Source organism: Vibrio sp. 10N.222.49.A3, from assembly GCF_041475145.1.
Taxonomy (GTDB): domain Bacteria; phylum Pseudomonadota; class Gammaproteobacteria; order Enterobacterales; family Vibrionaceae; genus Vibrio; species Vibrio tasmaniensis_A.
The window spans coordinates 14,741-37,917 of record NZ_JBFRVM010000021.1; the positions used below are offsets into that span (position 1 = coordinate 14,741).

Consider the following 23,177-nt stretch of genomic DNA (forward strand, 5'->3'; position numbering starts at 1 on the left):
GGTAAGCTATGACAAACACATTCCGAAAAACTTGGATTATTGTTTTCAGCATCATTACGATGTTGATGTCTAGCTATGCCTCAAGCTCCTCAGCCTTGATGACTGAAGTAATGATGATGGAAATGGGGTCGAGCAAGTCGGCTTGTTACCACAGCGATACTTCGGTTAATGATTCAATGGCAGGGTGTCATGTGATGAGTGAAGAAGTACACCCTGAAGACTCTAACATGAGTGCTCATGCTTTGATGGCTCAATTCGATATGTCTTCAATGAGCGAAGACGGCAGTCCGATGATGGGTAACCATTGTTCGAGTGCCGATTGCTGTGCCTCAATGTGTTCTGCAAGTCCCTATCCAATTCAGGCTGTTCAAGCCGTTGATCAACTTTCCTTTTCATTAGCTCGTTTTCAATCGGTCACGATTGGCCAGAAAGTCGCACGCGCTCAATCTTTGCTACGCCCACCTTCCGCATAAATCTATATCTAAAAATACAGATCTATCAGTTAGATAAATCTGATAAGCCATTCTTTTTTATGCGCTAATTAGCGCTAGATATGGACATTCATTGTGAATATGAAACCAACAACCTCTGTGTTTGTCATGAACACGAGCTTAGTGGTTGCTGCCTTGCCTATGGCCTTGTTTTCAAGTGCTACGCTCGCGGCTACCACGGCGTCAGCTTCAAATGCTCAACACATTTCAGCACATGACCAAGCAAGCTCGACGCAGCAACTCAATACACTGATTGAGATTGCTTTAAGCGAAGATGGAAATCGCAAACAGTACTTTGCTCAGTCTCAAGCGATGCGAGAAACGGGCATTGCCAGCTCGACCTTAATGGACCCGAAATTGAAAGTTGGATTTGGCGGTTTGCCTGTCGATAGCTTTCAATTCGACGAAGACCCGATGACCAATATATCGGTAGGGCTGATGCAGCAGTTTGAGCGTGGCGATACGCTTAACCTTCAACAGAAAAAGGCAGGCCAACAGGCAGATGCTTTAGCTTTGCAGGTGCAAGCAAGAGAATTGACGGTTGCGAATAGCATGACGCAGCTTTGGCTTGAGTTAGGTTATCAGCAAAAGGCTGAGTCGGTGATTCGTCAAAATCGTCGTTTGTTGGTTGAGCTTGAAAACTATGTACAAACCAATTACTCAATTGGTAAAAGTGAAGCTCAAGATCTGCTTAATGCTCAGCTTCAAGTGAGCAAGCTTGATGAGAAACTTCAGGCAAACCAGCAGGTTCAGCGCCGCTTAATCTCTCAGCTTTCTGAATGGTTGGGTTCTGATTGGCTAGGCTCTCAGGTTCTTGATTCTCAGGGTACACTGAATGCAACTAACCAAATCGATTGGTCGTTGTTGGAAAGCAAATTAGCGACCAATATCGATTCAACTAAGCACTACCAGCTACTGACTGACCATCCTTTGGTTAAGATCTCCGATGTCAGTATTTCCTCCAATCAAACTCAGGTTGAGTTAGCCGAGCAAGCTTATACCCCGCAGTTTGGGGTGGAAGTGATGTATGCACACCGTCAAGCCAATAACATGGCGGGTGAACCAGCTTCTGATCTTGTGAGTGCTTATCTGACAGTCGACATCCCGCTGTTTACAGGGAGCCGACAAGATAAAAACTTATCGGCTGCTCAGTATCAAGTTGGTGCGGCTAAATCTCAAAAAGACACCTTACTTTCCCAAATGAACGCGCAAGTCAACGCATTGCTGGTGGACAGATCAAATCTGATCCAGCGATTAGATCGCTATCAAACGTCCTTGCTTCCTCAAACCGCAGCACGAATCAGCGCGGTTGAGAGGGGCTATCAAAACAACACCGCCCAGTTTAACGATGTCATTTCAGCAACGACCGATGAGCTGGCGCTTCAGTTAGAGCAACAACGTTTGATCACCGATCTCAACATCGTTAACAGCAAACTGGCGGCGTTAGTCAGTGGCTTTGAATACCAAGTAAACCAACCACAACTCAATTCAAGCGCAACTAAACACACAGCCAATCAATAAGGGAATAGACAATGAGTTCAGTAAAAGTAGCAACAATCGCTTTATTGGTCGGTGGTGCATTGGGTTTTGGTGTGAACCATTTTCTAATTAATCCAGCACACGACATGTCAGCAATGGCAACGAGTACAGACGCCGAAGTAAGTAAACAAACCAAGGATGAACCTCTGTATTGGGTGGCTCCGATGGACCCAAATTATCAGCGAGACAAGCCGGGTCAGTCACCTATGGGGATGGATTTAATCCCTGTTTACGCGGATGACTCAAGTGGTGTTAAAGATGAGCCCGGTACCGTGTTCATTGATTCGTCGGTAGAAAATAATCTGGGTGTCAAAACAGCGAAAGTTAAGTTCGAAGCGCTATCTCCTCGGATTGAAACCGTGGGTTATGTGGCGTTCGATGAAAGTACATTGTGGCAAACCAACGTAAGAGCAGCTGGTTGGGTTGAGAAGCTCTACATCAACGCAGTGGGTGAGAAGGTAAACAAAGGTGATGTGCTTTTCACACTCTATTCTCCAGAGCTTGTTAAAGCACAAGAAGAGTTGATCAGTGCTTATAAAACGGGTCGTAAAGGTTTGATCAAAGGCTCGACTGAACGCTTAATTACCTTGGGTGTTGATAAGACTCAAATCCGCGCTATTACGCGCAAAGGCAAAGCCTCACAAACCATTGAAGTCAAAGCGCCAGCCGATGGTGTCATCGCAAGTTTGAATATCCGAGAAGGTGGTTACCTTTCACCTGCACAAGCGGTGATCAGTGCAGGCCCATTAGGCGAAGTATGGGTTGATGCTGAGGTGTTTGAGCGTCAAGCGCACTGGATCTCGTCAGGCAGCAATGCAGTGATGACGCTAGATGCGATTCCCGGCAAAGAGTGGTTGGGTAATGTCGATTACGTTTACCCAATCCTTGACCCAAAAACTCGAACCTTGCGCGTTCGTTTGAAGTTCTCCAATCCAAATGGCGAGCTTAAGCCAAATATGTTCGCCAATATTGCGCTGAAACCCATCAGTGATGAAGCCGTTCTTACTATCCCAAGATCTTCGGTGATTCACTCCGGTGGTATGACTCGAGTGGTGATGTCAGAAGGTTCTGGCAAGTATCGTTCTGCTCGTATTGAGGTTGGTCGTGAAGCTGGCGAAAAAATAGAGGTGCTTCAAGGGCTGGAGCAAGGTGAAAACATTGTCACTTCTGCGCACTTCATGTTGGATTCTGAATCGAGCCAAACTGCTGATCTGTCACGCATCAATGGTGTTGAAGAAGAAGCTGAAACCGTATGGGCGAACGGTGAAATTTCCGATGTTATGCAAGGCAGTCGTATGGTGACGATTAACCATCAGCCTGTTCCAGAATGGGATTGGCCGGGCATGGTGATGAATTTCACCTTTGCGGAAGGCTTGGACATGAGTGACGTGCAACGTGGTAAGGCGATTGATTTCGAGATGAGAAAGACAGAGTCAGGCCAGTACGAGGTTGTTGATTACAAGGTCAACAAACACAAGATCGCTGGCGAAGTTTGGGTAACGGGTGACATTACCATGTTGATGGCAGATTTTGGCATGATTACGGTAAAACATCAGCCTGTCCCTGAATGGAATTGGAAAGCGGGTGAAATGAATTTCCAAGCTAGTGATGACCTTGATTTATCTGAGTTTGCCGAGGGTCAAACCATTCGGTTTCTAGTAGCGAAGCAGGGTTCTGATTATGTGCTCAAATCTCTCGAACCGACGAATAGCACGGGTGAGGGCAAACTATGATCAATGCAATCATTCGCTGGTCTATTAGCAACCGCTTCTTAGTGCTAGTTGCTACTTTAGCCATCGTATTTGGCGGCTTATACAGCGTTAAAAATACACCGGTCGATGCTATTCCTGATCTGTCTGATGTTCAGGTAATTATCAAAACCAGTTATCCGGGGCAAGCGCCACAAGTGGTTGAGGATCAGGTGACTTATCCATTAACCACCGCCATGTTAGCTGTACCGGGTGCTGAAACAGTTCGTGGCTACTCGTTCTTTGGTGATTCCTATGTCTATATAATCTTCAATGACGATACCGATATGTACTGGGCGCGTTCACGAGTGTTGGAGTACTTAAGCCAAGTTGCACCTAACTTGCCATCGAGTGCCAAGCCAACACTAGGACCCGATGCAACCGGTGTGGGCTGGGTTTACAGCTACGTGTTGCAAGATAAAACAGGTCAGCACGACTTAGCGGAACTTCGTAGTTTGCAAGATTGGTTCTTGAAGTATGAATTGCAAACTGTAGAAGGCGTGTCTGAAGTGGCGACCGTTGGTGGCATGGTGAAGCAGTACCAAGTACAGATTGATCCTGCCAAGTTACGTGCTTACGACCTAACGCTTCAGCAAGTCAACAAGGCAATCCAAGATGGTAATCAAGAAACAGGGGCGTCTGTTGTTGAGATTGCCGAAGCCGAACATATGGTTCGTACAACCGGTTACCTGACAAGCATTGAAGATATTCAATCTCTACCGTTAAAAGTGACCGACAAAGGTACTCCGTTGCTATTGGGTGACATTGCTGACATTAACCTTGGACCACAAATGCGTCGTGGTATCTCTGAGCTGAATGGTGAAGGTGAAGCCGTTGGTGGCGTTATCGTGATGCGCTTTGGTGAAAATGCCAGTGAAGTGATCGACTCGGTTAAATCCAAACTCGCTGAACTGCAAGCGGGCCTACCTGATGGTGTCGAGATTGTCGCGACTTATGACCGCTCGACTTTGATTGATTCAGCCGTTGAAAACCTTTGGAAGAAGCTGGCTGAAGAGTTCATCGTGGTTGCGATCGTGTGTGCGCTGTTCCTGTTCCATATCCGCTCGTCGTTGGTTATCGCACTAAGTTTGCCTGTCGGTATCTTGGGTGCATTCATTGTGATGCATTGGCAGGGTATTAACGCCAACATCATGTCTCTTGGCGGAATAGCGATTGCGATTGGCGCCATGGTGGATGGTGCCATAGTGATGATAGAGAACGTTCATAAGCACATAGAACGAACGCCTCTGACCGATAAGAACCGTTGGCAGGTGATTGGTAAAGCGGCAGAAGAAGTTGGCGCACCGCTGTTCTTCTCGCTCATCATCATTACCTTGAGCTTTGTGCCTGTGTTCGCGCTAGAAGGGCAAGAGGGCAAGATGTTCTCGCCACTTGCGTTTACCAAGACGTATGCGATGGCCGCAGCAGCCGGTTTGGCAATCACGCTTGTGCCTGTGTTAATGGGTTATTTCATTCGCGGCAACGTGCTACCTGAACACAAAAACCCAGTCAACCGCAGCCTAGTGGCGATGTACAAGCCGCTTCTGAACCTCAGCCTCAAGTATCCCAAGGTGATGATTGTTATCGCACTTGGCTTAATGGCGTCGGCTTATTACCCAACCAGTAAGCTTGGTAGTGAATTCATTCCTCCTTTGGACGAAGGGGATTTGATGTACATGCCAACCACGTATCCGGGTATCTCAATAGGTAAGGCTCGTGAGTTGTTGCAACAAACCAACAAGCTCATTAAAACCATTCCAGAAGTCGAAACCACGTGGGGCAAAATTGGCCGAGCAGAGACAGCAACCGATCCTGCGCCATTGACCATGATTGAAACCGTGATTCAGCTTAAACCACGAGATGAATGGCGTGACGGTGTCACCACTGAGTCTCTGCGCAAAGAGTTTGATGATCTGATTCAGTTCCCAGGTTTGACCAACGCTTGGGTCATGCCAATCAAAACGCGTATCGACATGTTAGCGACCGGTATTAAAACGCCAATTGGTATCAAAATCGCTGGCCCGGATCTGAGCGTGATAGAGGATATTGGCTCTCAACTTGAACCTATCTTGAATGGTGTCAGCGGCACGGCCTCTGTCTATGCCGAGCGTGTTGCGGGTGGTCGTTATGTCACGATAGACATCAAACGTCGCTCTGCTGCGCGATATGGCTTGAGCATTAAAGAAGTGCAACAGGTTATCTCGACTGCGGTTGGTGGCATGAACGTGGGTGAAACCGTTGAGGGGCTAGAGCGTTACCCAATTAATGTTCGTTATCCACAAAGCTATCGTGATTCTGTCGTTAAGTTGCAGAACCTGCCGTTAGTGACACCAAATGGAGCGCGAATTGCTTTGTCTGATGTTGCAGATATTCGCTATGAAGATGGGCCACCAATGATTAAGACGGAGAACGCGCGTCCTAATGGTTGGGTGTTCGTTGACATCGAAGGTCGCGACCTTGGTTCTTACGTGGCAGAGGCGCAAAAAGTCGTTACAGATCAAATCGTCTTGCCTGCTGGTTATTCACTGGCATGGTCTGGTCAATACGAATACATGGAGCGGGCCAAAGAACGTTTAAGTGTCGTTGTGCCAATCACCATCGCCATCATCATGTTGTTGCTCTACCTCAGCTTCCGCCGTGTCGGTGAGGTGATGATGATCATGCTGACATTGCCACTCGCGATGGTTGGCGGCCTATGGCTAATGCATGTTCTCAATTACAACTTCTCGATTGCGGTGGGTGTGGGCTTTATCGCGCTTGCTGGAGTTGCTGTTGAGATAGGTGTGATCATGTTGGTCTACCTAAACCAAGCTTGGCACTACAAAAAATTGGATGCAGAAGAGAACCAGCAAGCACTTCAGAGTGAAGACTTAACAGATGCCATCCGTGAGGGCGCAGGACTGCGTGTTCGCCCTGTGATGATGACGGTACTCACGGTGATTATCGGCCTCATTCCAATCATGTATGGCGAGGGTACGGGCTCAGAAGTGATGCAACGAATCGCAGCACCAATGATAGGCGGAATGGCGTCTGCACTATTGCTTACCCTACTGGTGTTGCCTGCAATCTTTAAGCTCTGGAAACAGCGTGAGATCACGCACAGCCAAAACGAGACAAACAAATAACGTATTGATTATTGGCCCTTACTGACCAAAACAGAGTGGGTAAGGGCGTACCACATGAACATGTGAAACTAACAAATAAATAACTGAATTAATCTAAGGAACGATCATGAAAAAGACACTTATTGCGATTGCACTGACGTTAACTACTGCAATGGCTTTTGCTGAAATGGACCACTCAGCTGTTGACCATTCAAGCATGGACCACTCAATGATGAAGAGTGGAGAGATGGATCATTCAAAAATGGACCACAGCATGATGAAGGATGGAAAGATGGACCATTCGATGATGAATATGGAAGGCATGTCTGAAGTGGGTATGCCTGCGACAGGCGCAAAGCCGGATAAAGTGGTTCATGTTCTGCTAAGTGACGATATGAAAATCACATTTAAGAACAAGGTTGATATTGAGCCGAACGACGTGGTTCAGTTTGTTGTGATGAATACAGGCAAGATCGACCACGAATTCTCGATTGGTTCTGCTTCAGAGCAATTAGAGCACCGTGAAATGATGAAAAAGATGGGTAATCACGCTCATGACTCGGGCAGCACAGTTACAGTTAAGCCGGGCAAAGCGAAACAGATGCTTTGGCATTTCCATGGTGATAATCAAGTCGAATTTGCCTGCAATATTCCAGGACATGCGGAAGCGGGCATGGCGAAGTCGATAACGCTTTAGGCATTATCTAATAGAGCTAGAAATAGCTGCTGGGAAAGTACTAAAAACAGAAAGCTAAAAGATAAGTCTTAGCTCATCGCGCTAGTTGAGACTTATCTTTCTTGGCCATTACTGTAATAGGATCGATGTTTCCAGTAGGTGGTGTGCTTCGCCGCTCAGGTGCGGTAGCTCTGCCATGATCTTTTTAAACTTGTCGTCGATCGATTCCACTTCATTCAAAGAACGAAACGCAAGCACGGCCTGTTCTGGTTCGCTGCTCACATAACCTTTCAACGTATTAAGCTGAATTTTGTTCGCATTTTCGACTTTTGACAGTGCGACATTGATTGCTTCGATGTTTATTGTTAACTCATTGCTTTTAAACATTTTTAATTATTTTTGGTTGTTGCTAATGCGCGCACATTAACACAATGATTTTTGCAGATATTGACCAAGATTATTAAATTGGAACAATTTTGAAAATCGTTAAAAGCTAGACTGCAATATGTGATGGGAAAGGTTTAAGAAATTCGAAGCGATTTAAGGAGTTAATAGCGCTAGCGGCTCAATTAGCGTTGGTTGGTTAGACTTAACAAAATGGGTTTAAGCTATATGGATTAATGCTTATAGATTTAACGAGCGGAGAAGTTTTTTGAATAGGGTATCGCTGGAAGAAAACACGTAACGAAACATAAAGAGGAATTGGAGCGTGCAGCGGGAATCGAACCCGCATCATCAGCTTGGAAGGCTGAGGTAATAGCCATTATACGATGCACGCACACTGTCTTAAGAGTAAGACTGAAGCATCAAGAAGACTGGAGCGTACAGCGGGAATCGAACCCGCATCATCAGCTTGGAAGGCTGAGGTAATAGCCATTATACGATGTACGCACATCGTCTTAACGAGTTTGATAATGCCACATCTAACTGAAAACGAAACCTTTTTCTTTCATTTTTATTCTAAGTGCTCGCATAACCACCACTCCGCTAGTTTTTCCATCATGTTCGGCGCTTTTAGAGTGAATAAAATGTGACTAAACTCTCGTTAAACGTAGGGCGAGAAACAACAAAGAACCCTCCACTCTTTCTAAGACCCATTCAGTTGGATTTATAAACCTATTTTAGTGGTGTTTTCTCATCATCAAATCAACATAAATACAGGCAATTTGACCGTTAACATAAACTGATTTCCATTCGTATTTTGATGCCCAATAATAACAATCTGGATGCATTGTTTTAACTTGCCAGTCTGCCAAAGTATTCATCAAGCGAATACGAAGCGGGTGGAGTTATAGGCTCCTCTAAGCGTTCGAAGGAAAAAGTAACGAATTTAGTTGATAATTCATGCAAAACTCTCGTCATTACGTCTATCGTTTGGTACATTTGCCGCACATTTTGTCTCCCCTAAAATTCCCATGCCTTCTCAGTTCCGAATTAACAAAATTGTTGAAATTGGTGACACTCTTCATCGCAGTGGTTGTGCTCCTTACAAGCTAGAGAAATACACCCAATTCTATGCAAAAAAGCATGGTGTTGATGTGATGATCCAAGCAACGCCAACCGCGATTAATTATCAATTTCCAGACGATAACAACGCCGTTATTCTTAAGCGTCTAAAGCCTGCTTCGATTAACTTGAGTTTGTTGGCCAATACCATCATTCGTATTAACCAACCGAGCAGTGAGCCTGTGCCAGAGCCTGTCGGTTACTCTAAACTTGTGACGGCACTGGCCAATATGGGTATTCCGCCAGCGTATCTGATGCTAATTGGCAGTACGTTAGAAGCGGTTGGCTTTTCTGCATTACTGGGTTTGATGGTTTGGGTATGTCAGCAAGTTCTTCATTCACGTCGCGCTATTGCGGTTGAATTCATCTCGGCACTATTAACGGGTATCTTCGTGGCATTTTTGGCAAGCACAGGGTTGCCGATCCCGGTGTGGGCGTTATGTATCGCTTCGATTGTCTTGTTTGTCCCCGGGTTATCCATAGCCAACGCACTAGAATGTTTGGCGTTTAATGATCTCGTCTCTGGTACCAGTTTGTTAGGGCAGAGCGCATTAACCCTGATAAAGCTGTTTGTCGGGATTATTATGGGGCTCAACATTGGTGAAGCGATATGGGGACAAGCGGTCTCCATTGACTATACGAATGCGGTTCCGACATGGATGCACATATCTGGTTTGGTGTTGATCTCGGTGTCGATTGGTGTGATGTTCAATGCGCGTCCTAAAGACATCTTACTTGGCTTGCCAGTGGCAGTTCTGGGTATGTGGGGGCCATTCTATCTTGGTTTTGATAGTGGCTGGGTTGTCGGTACTTGGGTTACGACGGTTCTTATTACTTTGTACGGGACTTGGATTGCCAAGAAGATGGAACTCACGGGCTCTATTTATATCGTGCAAGGGATCATCATCTTGGTTCCGGGTAGCCGAGTATTAGTGAGTGCTAGCCAGTCGGTGTTTGAACAATCGATTTTGCCTATCCCGAGTATCGGTTTGTCGGCGTTATTCATGTTCTCTGCAATTGTGGCAGGGCAAATCACCGCTTACTCGATTTACTCACCAAAAGTCGAACGTTAAGCCGTTCTGCTTCTCAACTTTTTAAACAAACACAGCTTAGCGGCTGTGTTTGTTCGTTTTAGGTACTGATCTTTTTTACGACAATTAGCTCTCCGTAAAACTTGTTAGATTTATGCTCGCTAAGCCTGACAAGAGTCATTAAAATGGAACAAATTCTATTTAAATGAAGTATTAACGTATGTCTCTACCTCCTTGCCCGCAATGCCAATCTGAATATGTCTACCCAGACCAAAACAACCTAATCTGCCCTGAGTGTGCCTACGAATGGAACCCTGAAGAAGAGCGTTTAGAAAGAGAAGCTGCGCGTGTAAAGGACGTGAATGGCGTTGTATTGGAGAGTGGTGATAAAGTTACCTTCATTAAAGATCTAAAAATTAAAGGCAGTTCTTCTGTACTGAAAATCGGCACTAAAGCGGTAATCAGAAGAATCAATGAAGGCAAAGATCACCAGTTAGATTGCAAGCTTGATGGTGGTGGTGAAATGCTCGTTACAGCGAAGTACGTTAAGAAGCAGTAGCGGCCAATGGTACTGATCTATCATTGCCGTTCAATAATTCTGACTGAGACATTGTCGTAAATCTTCAATAAGTTTACGTGGCTTCTCGGCATACTGATTCGCATATTAAACCGCAATAATTTCAGAGAATTAAGATGATCAGAGAATACCGTCCAACCGATATGGAAACCGTTTTAGATATTTGGTTAACCGCCTCGGTCAAGGCGCATGATTTTGTGGCTCCTGAGTTCTGGGAGTCGCAGGTAGGTAATATGCGCGACATATACATACCAGCATCAACAACTTACGTGTATCAAGTAGACGGTGAGGTTCGTGGCTTTTATTCGCTTTATGAAGGGATCTTAGCGGCGATCTTTGTCAGTTCAGAACATCAAGGCAGTGGTATTGGTAAGCAACTTATCCAACACGCGAAGCTTGAATATCCGAACTTGTCTTTAAATGTATATAAAGAAAACCAAGCGACGATTCAGTTCTACTTGTCCCAAGGCTTTTCTATTGTGAGTGAACAAGTTGATGAACATACAGGACATCAAGAATACACTATGTACTTAGCTTAGGTCTGATAGCTAAACCCGAAAGAGCAGTAACTAGGAATCGCAATTATATGGACATGGTCAAAGCTGATATTTCGCACTCAAGTGTCTTTCATCACTATGTGAATGCATGCGCTGAGGATGGGCTAGATATTTATACGGGCATTTCCGATGGCAGTGATGCGTATTTGAAAAGGCGAATTGCTTATTCAAAAGGAGATGACTTGCCAGAAGGTTGGATGCCGGCTTCTACTTATTTTTGTTTAGAGTCTGGACGTATTATTGGAGTGATAAGAGTTCGTCATGGTACCAGTCCGTACATTCACGATGTCATAGGACATATCGGCTATGAGACCCTGTCACAAGCAAGAGGGCGGGGTATCGCAAGTCATATGTTGTCTTGGGTTCAACGGCACGTATTGTCCGAAAGCGCTATTATTACGTGTGAGAGGGGCAATATTGCTTCGCAAAAAGTAATTGAGAAGTGTGGTGGGCAGTTCTTAAATACCTTTTACTCAGAGCAAGATAAGCACGAAGTTCTACGCTATCAACTAAACCCTAAATGAACACTGAAACATGGCACCTTCCAATTCTCACTTGCTTGTCGTGAGCGAGCTTTTTGGAAATGAAGCCGCTGTCGTTTTTTATTTATTGGCTATAGTTCATTGATTATTGTTGGAGATATTTTGAAGTATTCGACAAGACCCGCTCAGTCATCAGATTATGAATTTCTGTTCGAGCTAAAAAAGGCGGCTGAATTTGAGCCAATCAAAGCAGTTTTTGGCTGGGATGAGCAGATTCAGCGAGATATACACGCCGAAGAGTGGGCAGAAGAACGGCCTGAAATCATTGAATATCAAGGTAAAGCGATTGGTTGTGTGTTGTTGCAAGACAAGGGCGACCACTTCTATTTTTGCCGATTCTTCTTGCTGCCTGAGTATCATGGAAAGGGAATTGGTAGCCAAGTACTGAAAGACTTCTTAACTAAGGCTGATTGCTTAACTAAGGCTGACAGCCTCAATAAACCCGTCGAACTTTGTTATCTACAAGGTAATCGAGTTGGGGAGCTGTATCTAAGATTTGGCTTTGAAATCACCTCGCAAAACGATCAGTTTGTTTATATGTGGCGGTCACCTGGCCAACATAGCAGATGTTAGATATAGCCTTTTAAAGTTATAGAACAAATAGTTTTATATCAATGTAACTAAGTCTTAATCGCTATGTCTTGTGGCGGCACACCGAAGGTTTTCTTAAAAGCATTGGTGAAATTAGAAGGGTGCTGATAACCCGCTTCATAGGCGGCCTCGGTGATTGAAACCAACCCTCGTTCTAAATGCTGGCGTGCGATCTCTAATCGTCTCAAACGGATGTAACCGTTGATTGTCATGTTGTATGACTGCTTAAAACGCCTTTGAATATTAGATACACTCATCGAAAAATGCTCAGCAAGCATTTTTAGGCTCAGCTCTTGGTCGAGATGAATTTCAATAAAGCAGATTACAGCCTCAATTCGTTCGTCATAACTTTGATGTTCAATGTTAGTTACACGTGTCGCTGGTTTTATTATTTTTGGTTTAGTTTGGTAAGCCAGACAGCAAGTTTGTGGTAGTTGATGCATCGAATTCTCAAGGATCTGTTGAGTTAAGGATTCTATATGCAACTTCTGATGGAAGTTATTGGGTGAAGAGCAAGTCGTCAATTCTTGTGTCAGCTTCCAGATTTCTTCCGTCACTTCTAATTGGAAGTTGGCATTATGTGTATTGATGAAGTTTCGGCATTCACACTCTTCGGTTACTCGAGATTCGAACCATTTTGGTTTGACTAAGATGTTAATCTTATTGAGTTTATTGCTTGCTGTCATCACTCGACGGAAATTGGCGGGTTTAGTGAGGTTGACCACCACACCTTGAGGTTGATGAGTGGCATCGAGATCAAATTCGAGATCATCGTAACCAAATGACAGCTTACCTTCCAAAAGAATGGTGATCAGAACTGAAGCGTGAGCGGTAGAGATTATCTTAGTATCGACGAGCTCAATACAGCGGCCACCGTGGATAAATATTAGTTCATTATATTGATAAGAAAGAAATTTCCCCTCAGCCAGTGATGTCTGTGTAGTTTGACCTTGTGTGACAATAATCTGCTTTTCTGTTTGCTCCAACTTTTTAGTCAGAGTGACTTTGCCAATTTTAGCTCGTTTAGACGTTACTTCACTCATTTGACCGTTCCTCATAACAGCTGTGCGTTTTTGCATAAGCAAATCATCTGTGCATTTATAGGTTACAACTCTATCATGATTGATAATTATTATCATTTACATCTAGGATTGAATCTATGGAAAGCCCAGTCAGATCAACAATTAAGCTTTCAGCCCTCTATATCGCAATTGCCAGCACGTTTAGTAGCTCTGTTATGGCCGAAGAAAGTACATCGCACTTCGATGAAGTTGTGGTTTGGGGAACGAAAGTCTCAAGCAACACTGAATCGATCATTGCAGATGACATGTCACTGAAGCAAGCTGACCATATGTCAGATTTGCTGCGCGAAATCCCCGGTGTTGATGTTGGGGGAACGCACTCGATCAACCAGCGAATTACGATTCGCGGCCTAAGCGAAACTGACTTAGACATTCGATTAGATGGCGCTTCTCAGCACGCCAACATGTTCCATCATATTGGTAATTTGACTCTTAACCCTGACATATTGAAATCAGCTGATATCCAAGTAGGTAACAACTCGGTGACGCAAAATGGGTTAGGCGGTTCAGTGCTGTTTGAAACCAAAGATGCCAAAGATCTACTTCGCTACGACGAGACTTTTGGCGCTCGTGTTTACGGCGGGTATGCCACGAATGCAAGCCAGCAAGGTTCACTTACTGTGTATGGTTTGTTGTCAGATAACGTCGATGCCATGCTTTACAGTCATTACATGAGCCGTGACAACTTTGAAGATGGTGATGGTACTGAAACCTTTGGCTCAGAAGGGGATGTATACAATATTCTAGGTAAGATTGGTTTTGAGCCAAGTGACTTACACCGTTTTGAACTCTCTTATGATATGTACCGTGATAACGGTGATTACAGTCCACGCCCTGATATGTCGGGTGGTACGAACGTGGGTTTGTCTAAAAACATCCTAATTCCCACCGATTACAACCGTGACACCATCACGGCCAGCTATGAGCTGCGTGGTGAAAGTCATCAAGGTAACGTGACTCTATACAACACGGAAACTGAGATTCAGCGAGATGAAAGTGTTATGGCACCACGTTGGCCTGCTAATCGCTTATCCAAAAACACGGCTAAAAACCAAAACTTTGGTCTCAACGCAAAGTTCCAATCCGATTATCGCCTGATGTCGTTTGATAACATCGCGACTTATGGCTTTGACTATATGGACAAGTCATCGAGCAGCTATTACGGCAGCAGCAAGTTTATGGACGAGTCAGCAATCTCTACAGCCCTTTTTGTTGAAGATCAGTTCTACTTTACTCAAGCATTCTCGGTCACGGCAGGGCTTCGTTTTGATGATTACCAACGTAAAGCAGAAGTTGGTAGCGAAGATTTTGACGATGTAACTTGGTCGTTGGCCACTCAATGGGATGTTACTCAAGATTGGACGCTGTTCGCGAGTACACGTTCGTTGTTCAAAGGCCCGGAGTTGATGGAGAGCTTTATTGCTTACCAAGATGTCGCTTATTTGGCTAACGATCTGAAGGCTGAGACAGGGCAGAACACGCAAGGTGGTGTCCGTTTCGACAAGCGCTTGGATAATCACTTTATTGGTGCCAACCTGACAGTATTCCAAACTAATATTGATGACTATATTGCCGAAAAGTATCAACGTGCAAGTAAGAGTTATTTGATTTATAACCTAGGTGACGTTGAGATAAAGGGCTTCGAGGCGAGCCTATCTTATGGCTACGAGATGTTTAACAGTAAGCTGTCCTATGCGCTTTCAGAGACTAAAAATAAAGATACAGGCGGTGCAGTCGCAGGTGGCAATGGTCGAAGTATTGATATGGGTGACAGCATTACGCTGACACTCGATTATCAGTCTGAAGCGCTTGAGACTATCTTTGGTTGGAATTCGATGTTTGTTAAAGACGAAGACAACGTATTCGATGGTCAGCCGATCAAAGAAGGCTATGACGTTCATAACCTGTTTGCTCAGTGGGTGCCATCGAATCTTGATGGATTGTCTGTCACCTTTGGTATCGATAACGTGTTTGATGAGCAATATACCTCACACGCTTCTCGTTCAGGTACGGCAAGAGGCTTTACCTTGGATGACTATGAACCAGGCCGTAACTACAAGCTTTCTGCTGCTTATCAGTTCTAGAGAAGGCTTTAGCGTTTAGGTTTGGTTAGCGCAATAAACTGGCGGTCGTAGAGATCCGGAAGGGGTATTGCTCGAAATTGAAGTTATCCGTTTAAGTCATTCTAGTGAAAAGAAAAGCGCCTCTCGAGCAAGGAATCGAGAGGCGCTTTCGCCTTATTTGTTATTGTGGGAATCACTCAATAGGCAAAGACAGCACACCACAATTGAGTTCTACTTGGCTCAGCCATTCTGTTGGAATCGCTCCGTCTTCTTCGTAGAAACACGCCGCTAATACCGCGCCAATCACAATCGCACGCCCGCAGCTGTCACCGCCACATAAGATATTGTCTCGAATACCTTGTTTATAGCTCTGAGCACCCGCAATGATGCGAATTAGCAAGGGAAATGCGGCACTCAGTTCACAATGCAATCCAAACTTCTTCGCGGCATCTGTTATTGAAAGCTCAGGTTCAGCCAATGCTTCATCGATTTGATCATGTATAAATCTGCTGCAAGTTTGTCGCACCATTTCTACGGACTGTAATGGTGAGTTGCCTTGAATCGCTGCTTGAATCAACAGGGTGATGGCTTGCGCCCATTCCACGGCTTTGTCGTTGTTGTTGGTCACTCGTACCGCGCTCTCTACCATCGCTGGTAAGGTGTGAGAGGTATAAGTACAGGCTACTAATGGAATGATCTTTGAAACTGCGGGGAGCTGCGTATCGTCTGCGCCACAGGCAGTAATCGGGGCGCCCTCTAGTTCTAATTGATGGATGTTCAGCAAGCTCATGCGCGTCGCTTTATCAATGTAGCCTTGCCAACTACCACCGAAATCAAACCATTTGCGGAAATGTTGAATATAGCTCGCTTCATCGTATTTTTGGTTGTCGACTAAACTATCGACCATCGCCAATAACTGAGCACCGTATTGCGAGTGCTCACCGGACGTTTTTCCTTGGTGCGCAAAGTAGCCTTTGTCTTGATAATCGAACTGATTCGGTGAGCGAAATTCTGGCTCGAAACCAGCCACGTGTAAGATCCTCTCTTGGTCATACAGCCAGTGCAACCCCATGGAAGCGGCGTCTCCAACCAATGCGCCGACAACGGCGTAAAAAGCTCTTTCTTTATGATTGTCCATGCTGAGTGATGTCCTTGAGAAGAATCAACGTAGTTCGATACTTCAAGTATAGTGATTAGACGAGTATTTCGCTGTGTTTCTAAGAAGAAATATGAAGGGATAAATCCCGATTGGTCAATAGCTTAAACCAATCAGGTGAACTTGATAAGGGAAAGGAATGGTCGGGCGAGTCGGTACTATTAATTAATGACGTTACTGATGGTTAAGGTAAGCACTAGAACGTTGTTCAATCACTTTGAACAGACGCGAAAGCGCAAAGCATAAAGCAAAATATACGAAGCCTACAATCAGCCAGATCTCGAAGATCAACCCCGATGAGTTTGCCATCTCAGTACCAACAAACGTCATCTCTTGGATCGAAATCAGAGACACAATCGACGTGTCTTTAACCAAGGAGATTGCTTGGCCTGCCAATGGTGGGGTGATGGCAGTTAATACTTGTGGGCCAACCACAAATCGATACTTAGACAATGCAGACAAGCCAAGCGAATCGGCCGCTTCCCATTGGCCTTTAGGGATAGCTTCTAAACCCGCTCGAATCACTTCCGCAATATAAGCAGAAGAGAGCAAGCCAATACAGATAACACCAGACGCTAAGTTTTCCCAAAGGTTAGCTGGGCCGAACAGGAAACCTTGAACAGCGTTAATCTCGCCATTATGTTCACGTAAGATACTTTCTAAACCAAGTAATGGAATCAGTTGGTTAGAAACGAAGAAATAGAATATGAAGACAAACACCAGTGGCGGAATATTTCGAACCAACTGGATAAAAATCAGAGCAGGCGTTCTGAAGAAAGCGATTTTAGAGTGCCTTGCGACACCGAGTAATGTCCCAAAAGAAAGAGCTAACACCATGCTCCAGACACTTAAGCGCAGTGTTGCGATCAAGCCTTGGAAAAAGTAGGGGATGTTACCTTCGGAGGGTGGAATAAAAATCAGGGTAAACGCATCTTCCCATCGCCAATGGTAGTTAATACCAACAGCGGAACGATAATAAAGCCAGCCTGCAAACACACAAATAACGGCGAGTAACACGCCATCTAAAAGAGTAAGGCGTTGATACCAAGGCTTCATATGAACGTTGGGCTTAGGTGTTGTTAATGCGCTAGTACTACTCACGTCATTCCTGTTTAAACATTAATTATTATTGGGTTGTTGCTTGGATCTAAAACAAATCAAATAAAGCTACTTAAAAAGACTACTTAAATCGTCGATGAGAAGGCAGTGCAAACAGTGCACTGCCTTGATTTAGATTCGACAGATTAGCTCATATTAAAAAGTGAGCTCAACTTCAGATTACTGACCTTGAGCAATCTGGTCTTGCCAATCTAAAGTAGAGAACCAGTACTCGTAACGCTCTTTCAACCAACCGTCTTCAGTACGAGCTTTGATCCATTCGTTGAAGAATTCTGCCTTGTCAGTTTCACCTAGGCGAACCGCAAATGCTTCGTTACCTTTGGATAGACGCTCTTTAAATGGAATAAATAGCGTGTCTGCGTTTTTGATCGCTTCATGTTCTGGTTTCGGGCTAGACGCGATAACTGCGTGCGCTTTGCCGTTTAACACTTCTTGGAATGCTTGAGCATCGTCATCGAACTGTAGAACTTTCGCTTTAGGGAAGGTTTCACGAGCTACTTGAACTGTGAACGCACCACGACGAGCAGCAATTTTCACACGGCGAGAATCAAAATCAGAGATTTGAGTAAAACCTTCCGCTAGCTCTTTATTAGCAGCCAGTTGAACACCAGAGTGAGAGTATGGTTCAGTGAACAGCACGCTTTTAGCTCGCGCTTCAGTGATAGACATACCGCCGATGATCACATCAAACTTCTTGGATAATAGAGAAGGGATAATGCCGTCCCATGCCGTAGGTACAAATTCGACTTTCCAACCTGAATCTTCGGCAAGGCGTTTCGCCACGTCGATTTCAAAGCCAACGAGATCGCCTTGTTTGTTACGCATAGCCCAAGGAACAAATGTCGACATACCAACGCGCAGTGAGCCACGTTCGTTGATTTTATCGAGGTTAGGCGTTTCAGAAGCAAGTGCAGGCAAACTTACGGCAAGCGCAAGTAGGGCTGTAATCGCGGTTTTAAATAGCTTCATGCTGATAAATCCTTATTGTGTTCGCCAGTTAGCTCCGAGCTTATGCTCAAGCCAAGCAGCAACGGCAGAAAGTGAAAGTGTAAGAGCAAGATAAATGATCGCCACAGAGAACCAAACCTCAAATGGCATCGCGGTTTCAGAAACAATGTTTCTGGCTTCGGTTGTCAGGTCGAAAATAGCCATGACACTCACAATCGAAGAGTTTTTAATTAGAGAGATCACTTCATTGGTCAAAGGTGGCAAAGTACGTTGCACCACCTGAGGAAGAATCACATCCCAGTAAGTATAGGTCTTTGATAAGCCCAGGGATTGAGCTGCTTCAAATTGTCCTCTCGCAATACCATTTAAACCGGCACGAAATATCTCGGCGGTGTAAGCACCTTGGAAAAGTGCCAAGGCTAAAACGGCAGTGCTAAAGCGATCCAGCCCTAATACGGGGCCAAATACAAAATAGAGCAAATAAATTTGTACCAATAACGGCGTGTTACGAATCAGTTCAACATAGCTGGTGGCTAAGGTGCGTCCAACCACAGAATTTGAGTTTCTCAATAGCGCTGTCGTCAAACCGATGATCAACGTAGCGACCAACGAAATCAAAGAGATATTGATGGTAACCAGTAGCCCTTCAACCAACTCTGCTGGCCACCATTCACCATCTTCATAGAAAGCAATATAGTCCGGCACGCGCTCCCATTGCCAGCTGTATCCCATGGTTTGTGCGCCAGAATCGAGGATCCAGACAACCGCAGCCACGAGCACAATAATTTGCACCAAAGCGGATAGGGCGGGTTTAATAATTCGAATCAACATCAATAAGTCAGGATCTGATTTAGGAACGCTTGAGTACGTTCATGTTGCGGGTTTTCAAAAAGCGCTTGAGGCGTATTAGATTCCACAATTTGCCCTTCATCCATGAAGATAACGCGGTCGGCCACTTGTTTCGCAAAGCCCATTTCGTGGGTCACACACACCATGGTGATACCTTCGCTCGCCAGTTCAACCATCACGTCGAGCACTTCGTTGATCATCTCCGGGTCAAGCGCTGAAGTTGGTTCATCAAAAAGCAGCAATTCAGGCTTCATGCACAGTGAACGTGCGATAGCCACTCGTTGTTGTTGGCCACCAGAAAGTTGTACAGGGTATTTGTTGGCTTGTTCTGCAATGTGTACGCGTTCGAGATAGTGCATTGCAATCTTCTCGGCTTCTTGTTTGCTTTTTTTGAGCGTACGAATCGGCGACAGAGTTAGGTTCTCAAGCACAGTAAGATGGGGGAATAAATGAAAGTGCTGAAACACCATTCCGACTTGACCTGGAGTGCTGAACTTGCTTGGAAGCACTTGCTCTAGCACAGAAAGCTCGCCACTTTCGAAGGGTTCTAGCTGATTGATACAGCGGATTAAAGTTGATTTCCCCGAACCTGATGGCCCGCAAATCACCACTATTTCTCCCTGTTCAATATTTAAATCGATATCCTTTAGGGCATGAAAATCACCATACCACTTGTTAAGTGACTTAAACTTAACCATTTCCTTGAGATTGTTCAAATCGTTGTTCATACCTAGTAAAGAGACAGGTTTACCTTACCAATATAGAAATCTGAATGCACATAAAATTAAGGACTTATGAGAATTTAATAGCATCTTGTAGGGCAAATTAAAAAGCAGCGCCTGATTTGGACGCTGCTTGAGGATATACGCAAAGGCAAAGAATTTGGTTCAGTTTCACGGAATAAATTTTTAGATTATGGTGATTTTCTTTAGAACCTTGTTTTCCTTGCTTTAATTTTGACAGCTATTGAATTGCAGACTCTAAAATCTCACGCGTTTTCTGAGGCGTGATTGCTTTGTTCTCGCCAAGCTCTAGGTAACCGTGTGATTCAAGTTGAGCAACAACGTTGTCGATTGCTGCCGCTTTAGTTGATTCGTAACCGTCGAACATAGTTGCAACGTCTAGGCTGTGGTAGAAGGCTTCGATTGCAGCAATAGTGCGCTCGGCTAAATCTGCACCCGCTTCTAGGCCAAATACGTTGCGACCCATTTGCTCTAGCTTGCCACGCTTCGCTTCGATTTGATTACGAAGTAGTGAAGGTTGAACAATCGCAAGAGAACGTGCGTGGTCTACGTGCCATAGTGCTGTGAATTCGTGGCCAATCATATGTGTTGCCCAATCTTGAGGAACGCCAGTACCAATCAGGCCGTTAAGCGCTTGGTTTGCAGTCCACATTAGGTTTGCACGCCATGCGTCGTTGTCACGCTCGTCGTATTGCTTACCCAGTACAAGTAGGTTCTTAAGCAGTGTTTCTGCGTAACCGTCTTGAACCATCGCGTCTGTTGGCATTGTGATGTATTGCTCACATACGTGAACCCACGCATCAACTAGACCGTTGATCAGTTGGCGCTCTGGCAGAGACTTCATTACGTCTGGGTCCATAACCGCGAACTTAGGTTGTACTGCAGGGTTCATGAACGCCAGTTTCTCTTGAGTCTCTTTACGAGTGATTACTGCACCCATGTTAGATTCAGAACCTGTCGCAGGGAGTGTCAGTACAGCACCAATAGGGGTTGCTTCAGTAACTTGGTGTTTGCCCGCTAGGATGTCCCAACCGTCACCGTCGTATTTAGCCGCTGCAGCAACATACTTAGAACCATCGATTACTGAACCACCGCCAACAGCGATAATGAACTCTACGTTTTCTTCTTTAACAAGAGCGACGGCTTTATCTAGCGTCTCTTTGGTTGGGTTAGCTTCAACACCAGCGAACTCAATCCAAGCGTGATCCTTTAAAGAAGCGACAACCTGGTCGTAAACACCGTTGCTTTTGATTGAACCGCCACCGTAGATGACTAGTACTTTCTTCGAAGTATCAACCGCTTGGCTGATAGCGTTGATTTGGCCTTGGCCGAAGTGGATAACTGTAGGGTTAACATAAGTGAATTGCATTAGAGATTCCTTGTGTAAAGCTCAATTTGTTATTTTATTTGATTGCTCAATTTCTATATTTGCATATTAGTACAGTAATCTAGGGTGATGAAGAGCTGATTCTCCAAATAAATTGCCTATTTCTACAAAATTGATATTCTTTCTCTGCTTTAGCTTACTTACTCTTAGCACTTGGAATGGAAAGTCGCCACTTATGAAAACACTCGCGCAGTTGTTACAGTCTTATGTAGAACACAAAGGTTGGGATGATCTCGAAGGGATCAGAGAAACTGAAATTGGCGGTGTGTGGTTGTATAGAAGCAGTGGCGGGAATCAACGTCAGCCATTCACTTACCAGTCGGGTATTATCATGCTCGGGCAGGGCAAAAAGAACATCTATATTGGCGATAGACCCGTTACTTACGCGGCTGGTGATTATCTTGTGGTAGGCGTGCCAATGCCATTGGAGTGTGAAGCCTTACCTGTAAATGGCGAACCATTGCTTGGTTTGTCGATAAGCATCGATTCTCAGCGCTTGCACAGCTTAGTCAAAAAGCTGGAAGACCAAGGCTTTCTAGAGAGCTACTGCAACAAGCACAAGCAGAATTCGAGCGGCTTAGAATCGACGCCAATGGAAGAGCAAATGCTGGAGAGCTTTACTCGATTGGTCAAAACTATACATTGTGACATTGAAGCCAATATATTGGGCGATGCCATGGTCAGCGAAATTGTCTACCGTGCCCTAACCGGTTCAGAAGGGCGTGTGCTGTTTGATTTAGCTCATCATGACGGCCATTACGCACGTGTCGCTAAAGCGCTGTCTAAAGTGCATGAAGAGTACGACCAAACCATCACTGTTCAATCGCTTGCCGACGAAGCCAACATGAGCGTGTCTGCCTTCCACAATGCATTCCGTAATGTCACCTTTGAATCTCCTCTTCAATATTTGAAGAAGGTAAGACTCAACAAAGCCAAAGAACTGATTCAGCTAGAAGGCCTTCGCATCAGCGATGCTGCTCGCCGAGTCGGCTACTCGAGCCCATCCCAATTCAGTCGCGAATTTAAGCGCCACTTCAATACCACTCCAAGAGCGGTTTAGCTCTTATTTCAACGAAACTATCTGTTGAGAGCTATGGTGTTGAGAGCTATGGTGCCAAAAGCTATGGTGTCGATTGCTCTTCGTTGATGCCATCGTGATTCCTGAAAGTCCCATGTCTTGGCTGAACACCATACTTCTCATGTCATCCCCCTGAGTCTCATATTTGTTGAATTATATGAGTAAATGTATCTAATCATAGGCATTGTCAGATTGTAGGTATTTGATTCTCGAATATATTATTAACGTACTTATATAAAATAAGCTCTCGAAAATAATTAATTAAATAGCCTAAGAGTTTATGCACGGGTATAAGGGATAGAGTTACTAACCTAGCTAGTAACGGAGTTTTAGTGTGAACAACCTATCAAATATCATCTAAATTTTGGTAATTATCCTTTCAATTACCTG

General features: G+C 44.8%; 20 protein-coding genes and 2 tRNA genes. 12 read left to right on the forward strand and 10 right to left on the reverse strand.

The window, feature by feature from the left end; all coding sequences use genetic code 11:
• The first annotated feature begins 8 nt into the window (after positions 1 to 8).
• From AB4589_RS03520 to AB4589_RS03540, 5 genes are all read left to right on the forward strand, one after another.
• Positions 9 to 473: a hypothetical protein gene (locus tag AB4589_RS03520; RefSeq protein WP_372099366.1), complete on the forward strand. Its 465-nt coding sequence runs from the start codon at positions 9 to 11 to the stop codon at positions 471 to 473.
• A gap of 99 nt (positions 474 to 572) precedes the next feature.
• Positions 573 to 2,012: a TolC family protein gene (locus AB4589_RS03525; RefSeq protein ID WP_102518485.1), complete on the forward strand. Its 1,440-nt coding sequence runs from the start codon at positions 573 to 575 to the stop codon at positions 2,010 to 2,012.
• Positions 2,013 to 2,023: 11 nt separating this feature from the next.
• Entirely contained in the window at positions 2,024 to 3,763 is a 1,740-nt protein-coding gene (locus AB4589_RS03530; RefSeq protein WP_372099368.1) for an efflux RND transporter periplasmic adaptor subunit, read from the forward strand.
• Entirely contained in the window at positions 3,760 to 6,903 is a 3,144-nt protein-coding gene (locus tag AB4589_RS03535) for an efflux RND transporter permease subunit (protein ID WP_372099370.1), read from the forward strand. The genes AB4589_RS03530 and AB4589_RS03535 overlap by 4 nt, the downstream gene beginning before the upstream one ends.
• Before the next feature lie 106 nt (positions 6,904 to 7,009).
• Positions 7,010 to 7,579, forward strand: a complete 570-nt coding sequence (locus tag AB4589_RS03540; RefSeq protein WP_372099372.1) for a cupredoxin family protein — start codon at positions 7,010 to 7,012, stop codon at positions 7,577 to 7,579.
• Positions 7,580 to 7,687: 108 nt separating this feature from the next.
• Here the strand turns inward: AB4589_RS03540 and AB4589_RS03545 are convergent, their stop codons facing one another.
• The 3 genes from AB4589_RS03545 to AB4589_RS03555 all read right to left on the reverse strand — a co-directional run bounded on the left by AB4589_RS03545 (position 7,688) and on the right by AB4589_RS03555 (position 8,449).
• Positions 7,688 to 7,945, reverse strand: coding sequence for a hypothetical protein (locus tag AB4589_RS03545; RefSeq protein WP_017102893.1), 258 nt, complete (start codon positions 7,943 to 7,945; stop codon positions 7,688 to 7,690).
• Positions 7,946 to 8,261: 316 nt separating this feature from the next.
• A tRNA-Gly gene (locus AB4589_RS03550) sits at positions 8,262 to 8,336 on the reverse strand.
• Positions 8,337 to 8,374: 38 nt separating this feature from the next.
• Positions 8,375 to 8,449: transfer RNA gene (locus AB4589_RS03555), tRNA-Gly, on the reverse strand.
• 524 nt (positions 8,450 to 8,973) lie between these two features.
• Between AB4589_RS03555 and AB4589_RS03560 the strand changes: the two genes are divergently transcribed.
• The 5 genes from AB4589_RS03560 (at position 8,974) to AB4589_RS03580 (ending at position 12,344) form a co-directional block, all read left to right on the forward strand.
• A complete protein-coding gene (locus tag AB4589_RS03560) occupies positions 8,974 to 10,137 on the forward strand; it encodes a threonine/serine exporter family protein (protein WP_009845522.1) in 1,164 nt (387 codons plus the stop codon).
• Between the two features lie 178 nt (positions 10,138 to 10,315).
• Complete coding sequence (locus AB4589_RS03565) at positions 10,316 to 10,654, forward strand: zinc ribbon domain-containing protein YjdM (RefSeq protein ID WP_004731484.1); 339 nt, start codon at positions 10,316 to 10,318, stop codon at positions 10,652 to 10,654.
• 134 nt (positions 10,655 to 10,788) lie between these two features.
• On the forward strand, positions 10,789 to 11,211 hold the full coding sequence (locus AB4589_RS03570) for an N-acetyltransferase (RefSeq protein ID WP_102249761.1): 423 nt from the start codon (positions 10,789 to 10,791) through the stop codon (positions 11,209 to 11,211).
• Between the two features lie 47 nt (positions 11,212 to 11,258).
• Positions 11,259 to 11,753, forward strand: coding sequence for a GNAT family N-acetyltransferase (locus tag AB4589_RS03575; protein ID WP_102249760.1), 495 nt, complete (start codon positions 11,259 to 11,261; stop codon positions 11,751 to 11,753).
• Positions 11,754 to 11,873: 120 nt separating this feature from the next.
• Positions 11,874 to 12,344 carry a GNAT family N-acetyltransferase gene (locus AB4589_RS03580; protein WP_372099375.1) on the forward strand — a complete coding sequence of 157 codons (471 nt, stop codon included), beginning with the start codon at positions 11,874 to 11,876 and terminating at the stop codon, positions 12,342 to 12,344.
• 47 nt (positions 12,345 to 12,391) lie between these two features.
• Here the strand turns inward: AB4589_RS03580 and AB4589_RS03585 are convergent, their stop codons facing one another.
• Positions 12,392 to 13,501: a helix-turn-helix transcriptional regulator gene (locus AB4589_RS03585; RefSeq protein ID WP_371709285.1), complete on the reverse strand. Its 1,110-nt coding sequence runs from the start codon at positions 13,499 to 13,501 to the stop codon at positions 12,392 to 12,394.
• A 20-nt stretch (positions 13,502 to 13,521) separates the two neighbouring features.
• Here AB4589_RS03585 and AB4589_RS03590 point away from each other — a divergent pair, with 20 nt between their 5' ends.
• Positions 13,522 to 15,528, forward strand: a complete 2,007-nt coding sequence (locus tag AB4589_RS03590) for a TonB-dependent siderophore receptor (protein WP_371709286.1) — start codon at positions 13,522 to 13,524, stop codon at positions 15,526 to 15,528.
• Positions 15,529 to 15,700: 172 nt separating this feature from the next.
• Here the strand turns inward: AB4589_RS03590 and AB4589_RS03595 are convergent, their stop codons facing one another.
• The 6 genes from AB4589_RS03595 to AB4589_RS03620 all read right to left on the reverse strand — a co-directional run bounded on the left by AB4589_RS03595 (position 15,701) and on the right by AB4589_RS03620 (position 21,691).
• Positions 15,701 to 16,645 (reverse strand): ADP-ribosylglycohydrolase family protein, encoded by a 945-nt coding sequence (locus tag AB4589_RS03595; RefSeq protein ID WP_009845518.1) that lies wholly within the window; start codon positions 16,643 to 16,645, stop codon positions 15,701 to 15,703.
• A gap of 192 nt (positions 16,646 to 16,837) precedes the next feature.
• On the reverse strand, positions 16,838 to 17,764 hold the full coding sequence (locus AB4589_RS03600) for an amino acid ABC transporter permease (protein WP_372099378.1): 927 nt from the start codon (positions 17,762 to 17,764) through the stop codon (positions 16,838 to 16,840).
• A gap of 177 nt (positions 17,765 to 17,941) precedes the next feature.
• Positions 17,942 to 18,751, reverse strand: coding sequence for a transporter substrate-binding domain-containing protein (locus AB4589_RS03605; protein ID WP_372099380.1), 810 nt, complete (start codon positions 18,749 to 18,751; stop codon positions 17,942 to 17,944).
• Positions 18,752 to 18,763: 12 nt separating this feature from the next.
• Complete coding sequence (locus AB4589_RS03610; RefSeq protein WP_372099382.1) at positions 18,764 to 19,561, reverse strand: amino acid ABC transporter permease; 798 nt, start codon at positions 19,559 to 19,561, stop codon at positions 18,764 to 18,766.
• Positions 19,561 to 20,307 (reverse strand): amino acid ABC transporter ATP-binding protein, encoded by a 747-nt coding sequence (locus tag AB4589_RS03615; RefSeq protein WP_017108097.1) that lies wholly within the window; start codon positions 20,305 to 20,307, stop codon positions 19,561 to 19,563. The genes AB4589_RS03610 and AB4589_RS03615 overlap by 1 nt, the downstream gene beginning before the upstream one ends.
• 235 nt (positions 20,308 to 20,542) lie before the next feature.
• Entirely contained in the window at positions 20,543 to 21,691 is a 1,149-nt protein-coding gene (locus AB4589_RS03620; RefSeq protein WP_371709290.1) for an iron-containing alcohol dehydrogenase, read from the reverse strand.
• A 193-nt stretch (positions 21,692 to 21,884) separates the two neighbouring features.
• On the opposite strand from AB4589_RS03620, the gene AB4589_RS03625 reads away from it, so the two are divergent.
• Entirely contained in the window at positions 21,885 to 22,769 is an 885-nt protein-coding gene (locus tag AB4589_RS03625; protein ID WP_371709291.1) for an AraC family transcriptional regulator N-terminal domain-containing protein, read from the forward strand.
• Positions 22,770 to 23,177 lie beyond the last annotated feature (408 nt).

Coding starts and splice junctions, on each gene's coding strand:
- AB4589_RS03625 (WP_371709291.1), top strand. CDS start 21,885: ATGAAAACACTCGCGCAGTTGTTACAGTCTTATGTAGAACACAAAGGT.
- AB4589_RS03605 (WP_372099380.1), bottom strand. CDS start 18,751: ATGAAGCTATTTAAAACCGCGATTACAGCCCTACTTGCGCTTGCCGTA.
- AB4589_RS03615 (WP_017108097.1), bottom strand. CDS start 20,307: ATGAACAACGATTTGAACAATCTCAAGGAAATGGTTAAGTTTAAGTCA.
- AB4589_RS03595 (WP_009845518.1), bottom strand. CDS start 16,645: ATGGACAATCATAAAGAAAGAGCTTTTTACGCCGTTGTCGGCGCATTG.
- AB4589_RS03520 (WP_372099366.1), top strand. CDS start 9: ATGACAAACACATTCCGAAAAACTTGGATTATTGTTTTCAGCATCATT.
- AB4589_RS03590 (WP_371709286.1), top strand. CDS start 13,522: ATGGAAAGCCCAGTCAGATCAACAATTAAGCTTTCAGCCCTCTATATC.
- AB4589_RS03540 (WP_372099372.1), top strand. CDS start 7,010: ATGAAAAAGACACTTATTGCGATTGCACTGACGTTAACTACTGCAATG.
- AB4589_RS03565 (WP_004731484.1), top strand. CDS start 10,316: ATGTCTCTACCTCCTTGCCCGCAATGCCAATCTGAATATGTCTACCCA.
- AB4589_RS03530 (WP_372099368.1), top strand. CDS start 2,024: ATGAGTTCAGTAAAAGTAGCAACAATCGCTTTATTGGTCGGTGGTGCA.
- AB4589_RS03560 (WP_009845522.1), top strand. CDS start 8,974: ATGCCTTCTCAGTTCCGAATTAACAAAATTGTTGAAATTGGTGACACT.
- AB4589_RS03620 (WP_371709290.1), bottom strand. CDS start 21,691: ATGCAATTCACTTATGTTAACCCTACAGTTATCCACTTCGGCCAAGGC.
- AB4589_RS03545 (WP_017102893.1), bottom strand. CDS start 7,945: ATGTTTAAAAGCAATGAGTTAACAATAAACATCGAAGCAATCAATGTC.
- AB4589_RS03575 (WP_102249760.1), top strand. CDS start 11,259: ATGGACATGGTCAAAGCTGATATTTCGCACTCAAGTGTCTTTCATCAC.
- AB4589_RS03570 (WP_102249761.1), top strand. CDS start 10,789: ATGATCAGAGAATACCGTCCAACCGATATGGAAACCGTTTTAGATATT.
- AB4589_RS03525 (WP_102518485.1), top strand. CDS start 573: ATGAAACCAACAACCTCTGTGTTTGTCATGAACACGAGCTTAGTGGTT.
- AB4589_RS03535 (WP_372099370.1), top strand. CDS start 3,760: ATGATCAATGCAATCATTCGCTGGTCTATTAGCAACCGCTTCTTAGTG.
- AB4589_RS03585 (WP_371709285.1), bottom strand. CDS start 13,501: ATGATAATAATTATCAATCATGATAGAGTTGTAACCTATAAATGCACA.
- AB4589_RS03610 (WP_372099382.1), bottom strand. CDS start 19,561: ATGTTGATTCGAATTATTAAACCCGCCCTATCCGCTTTGGTGCAAATT.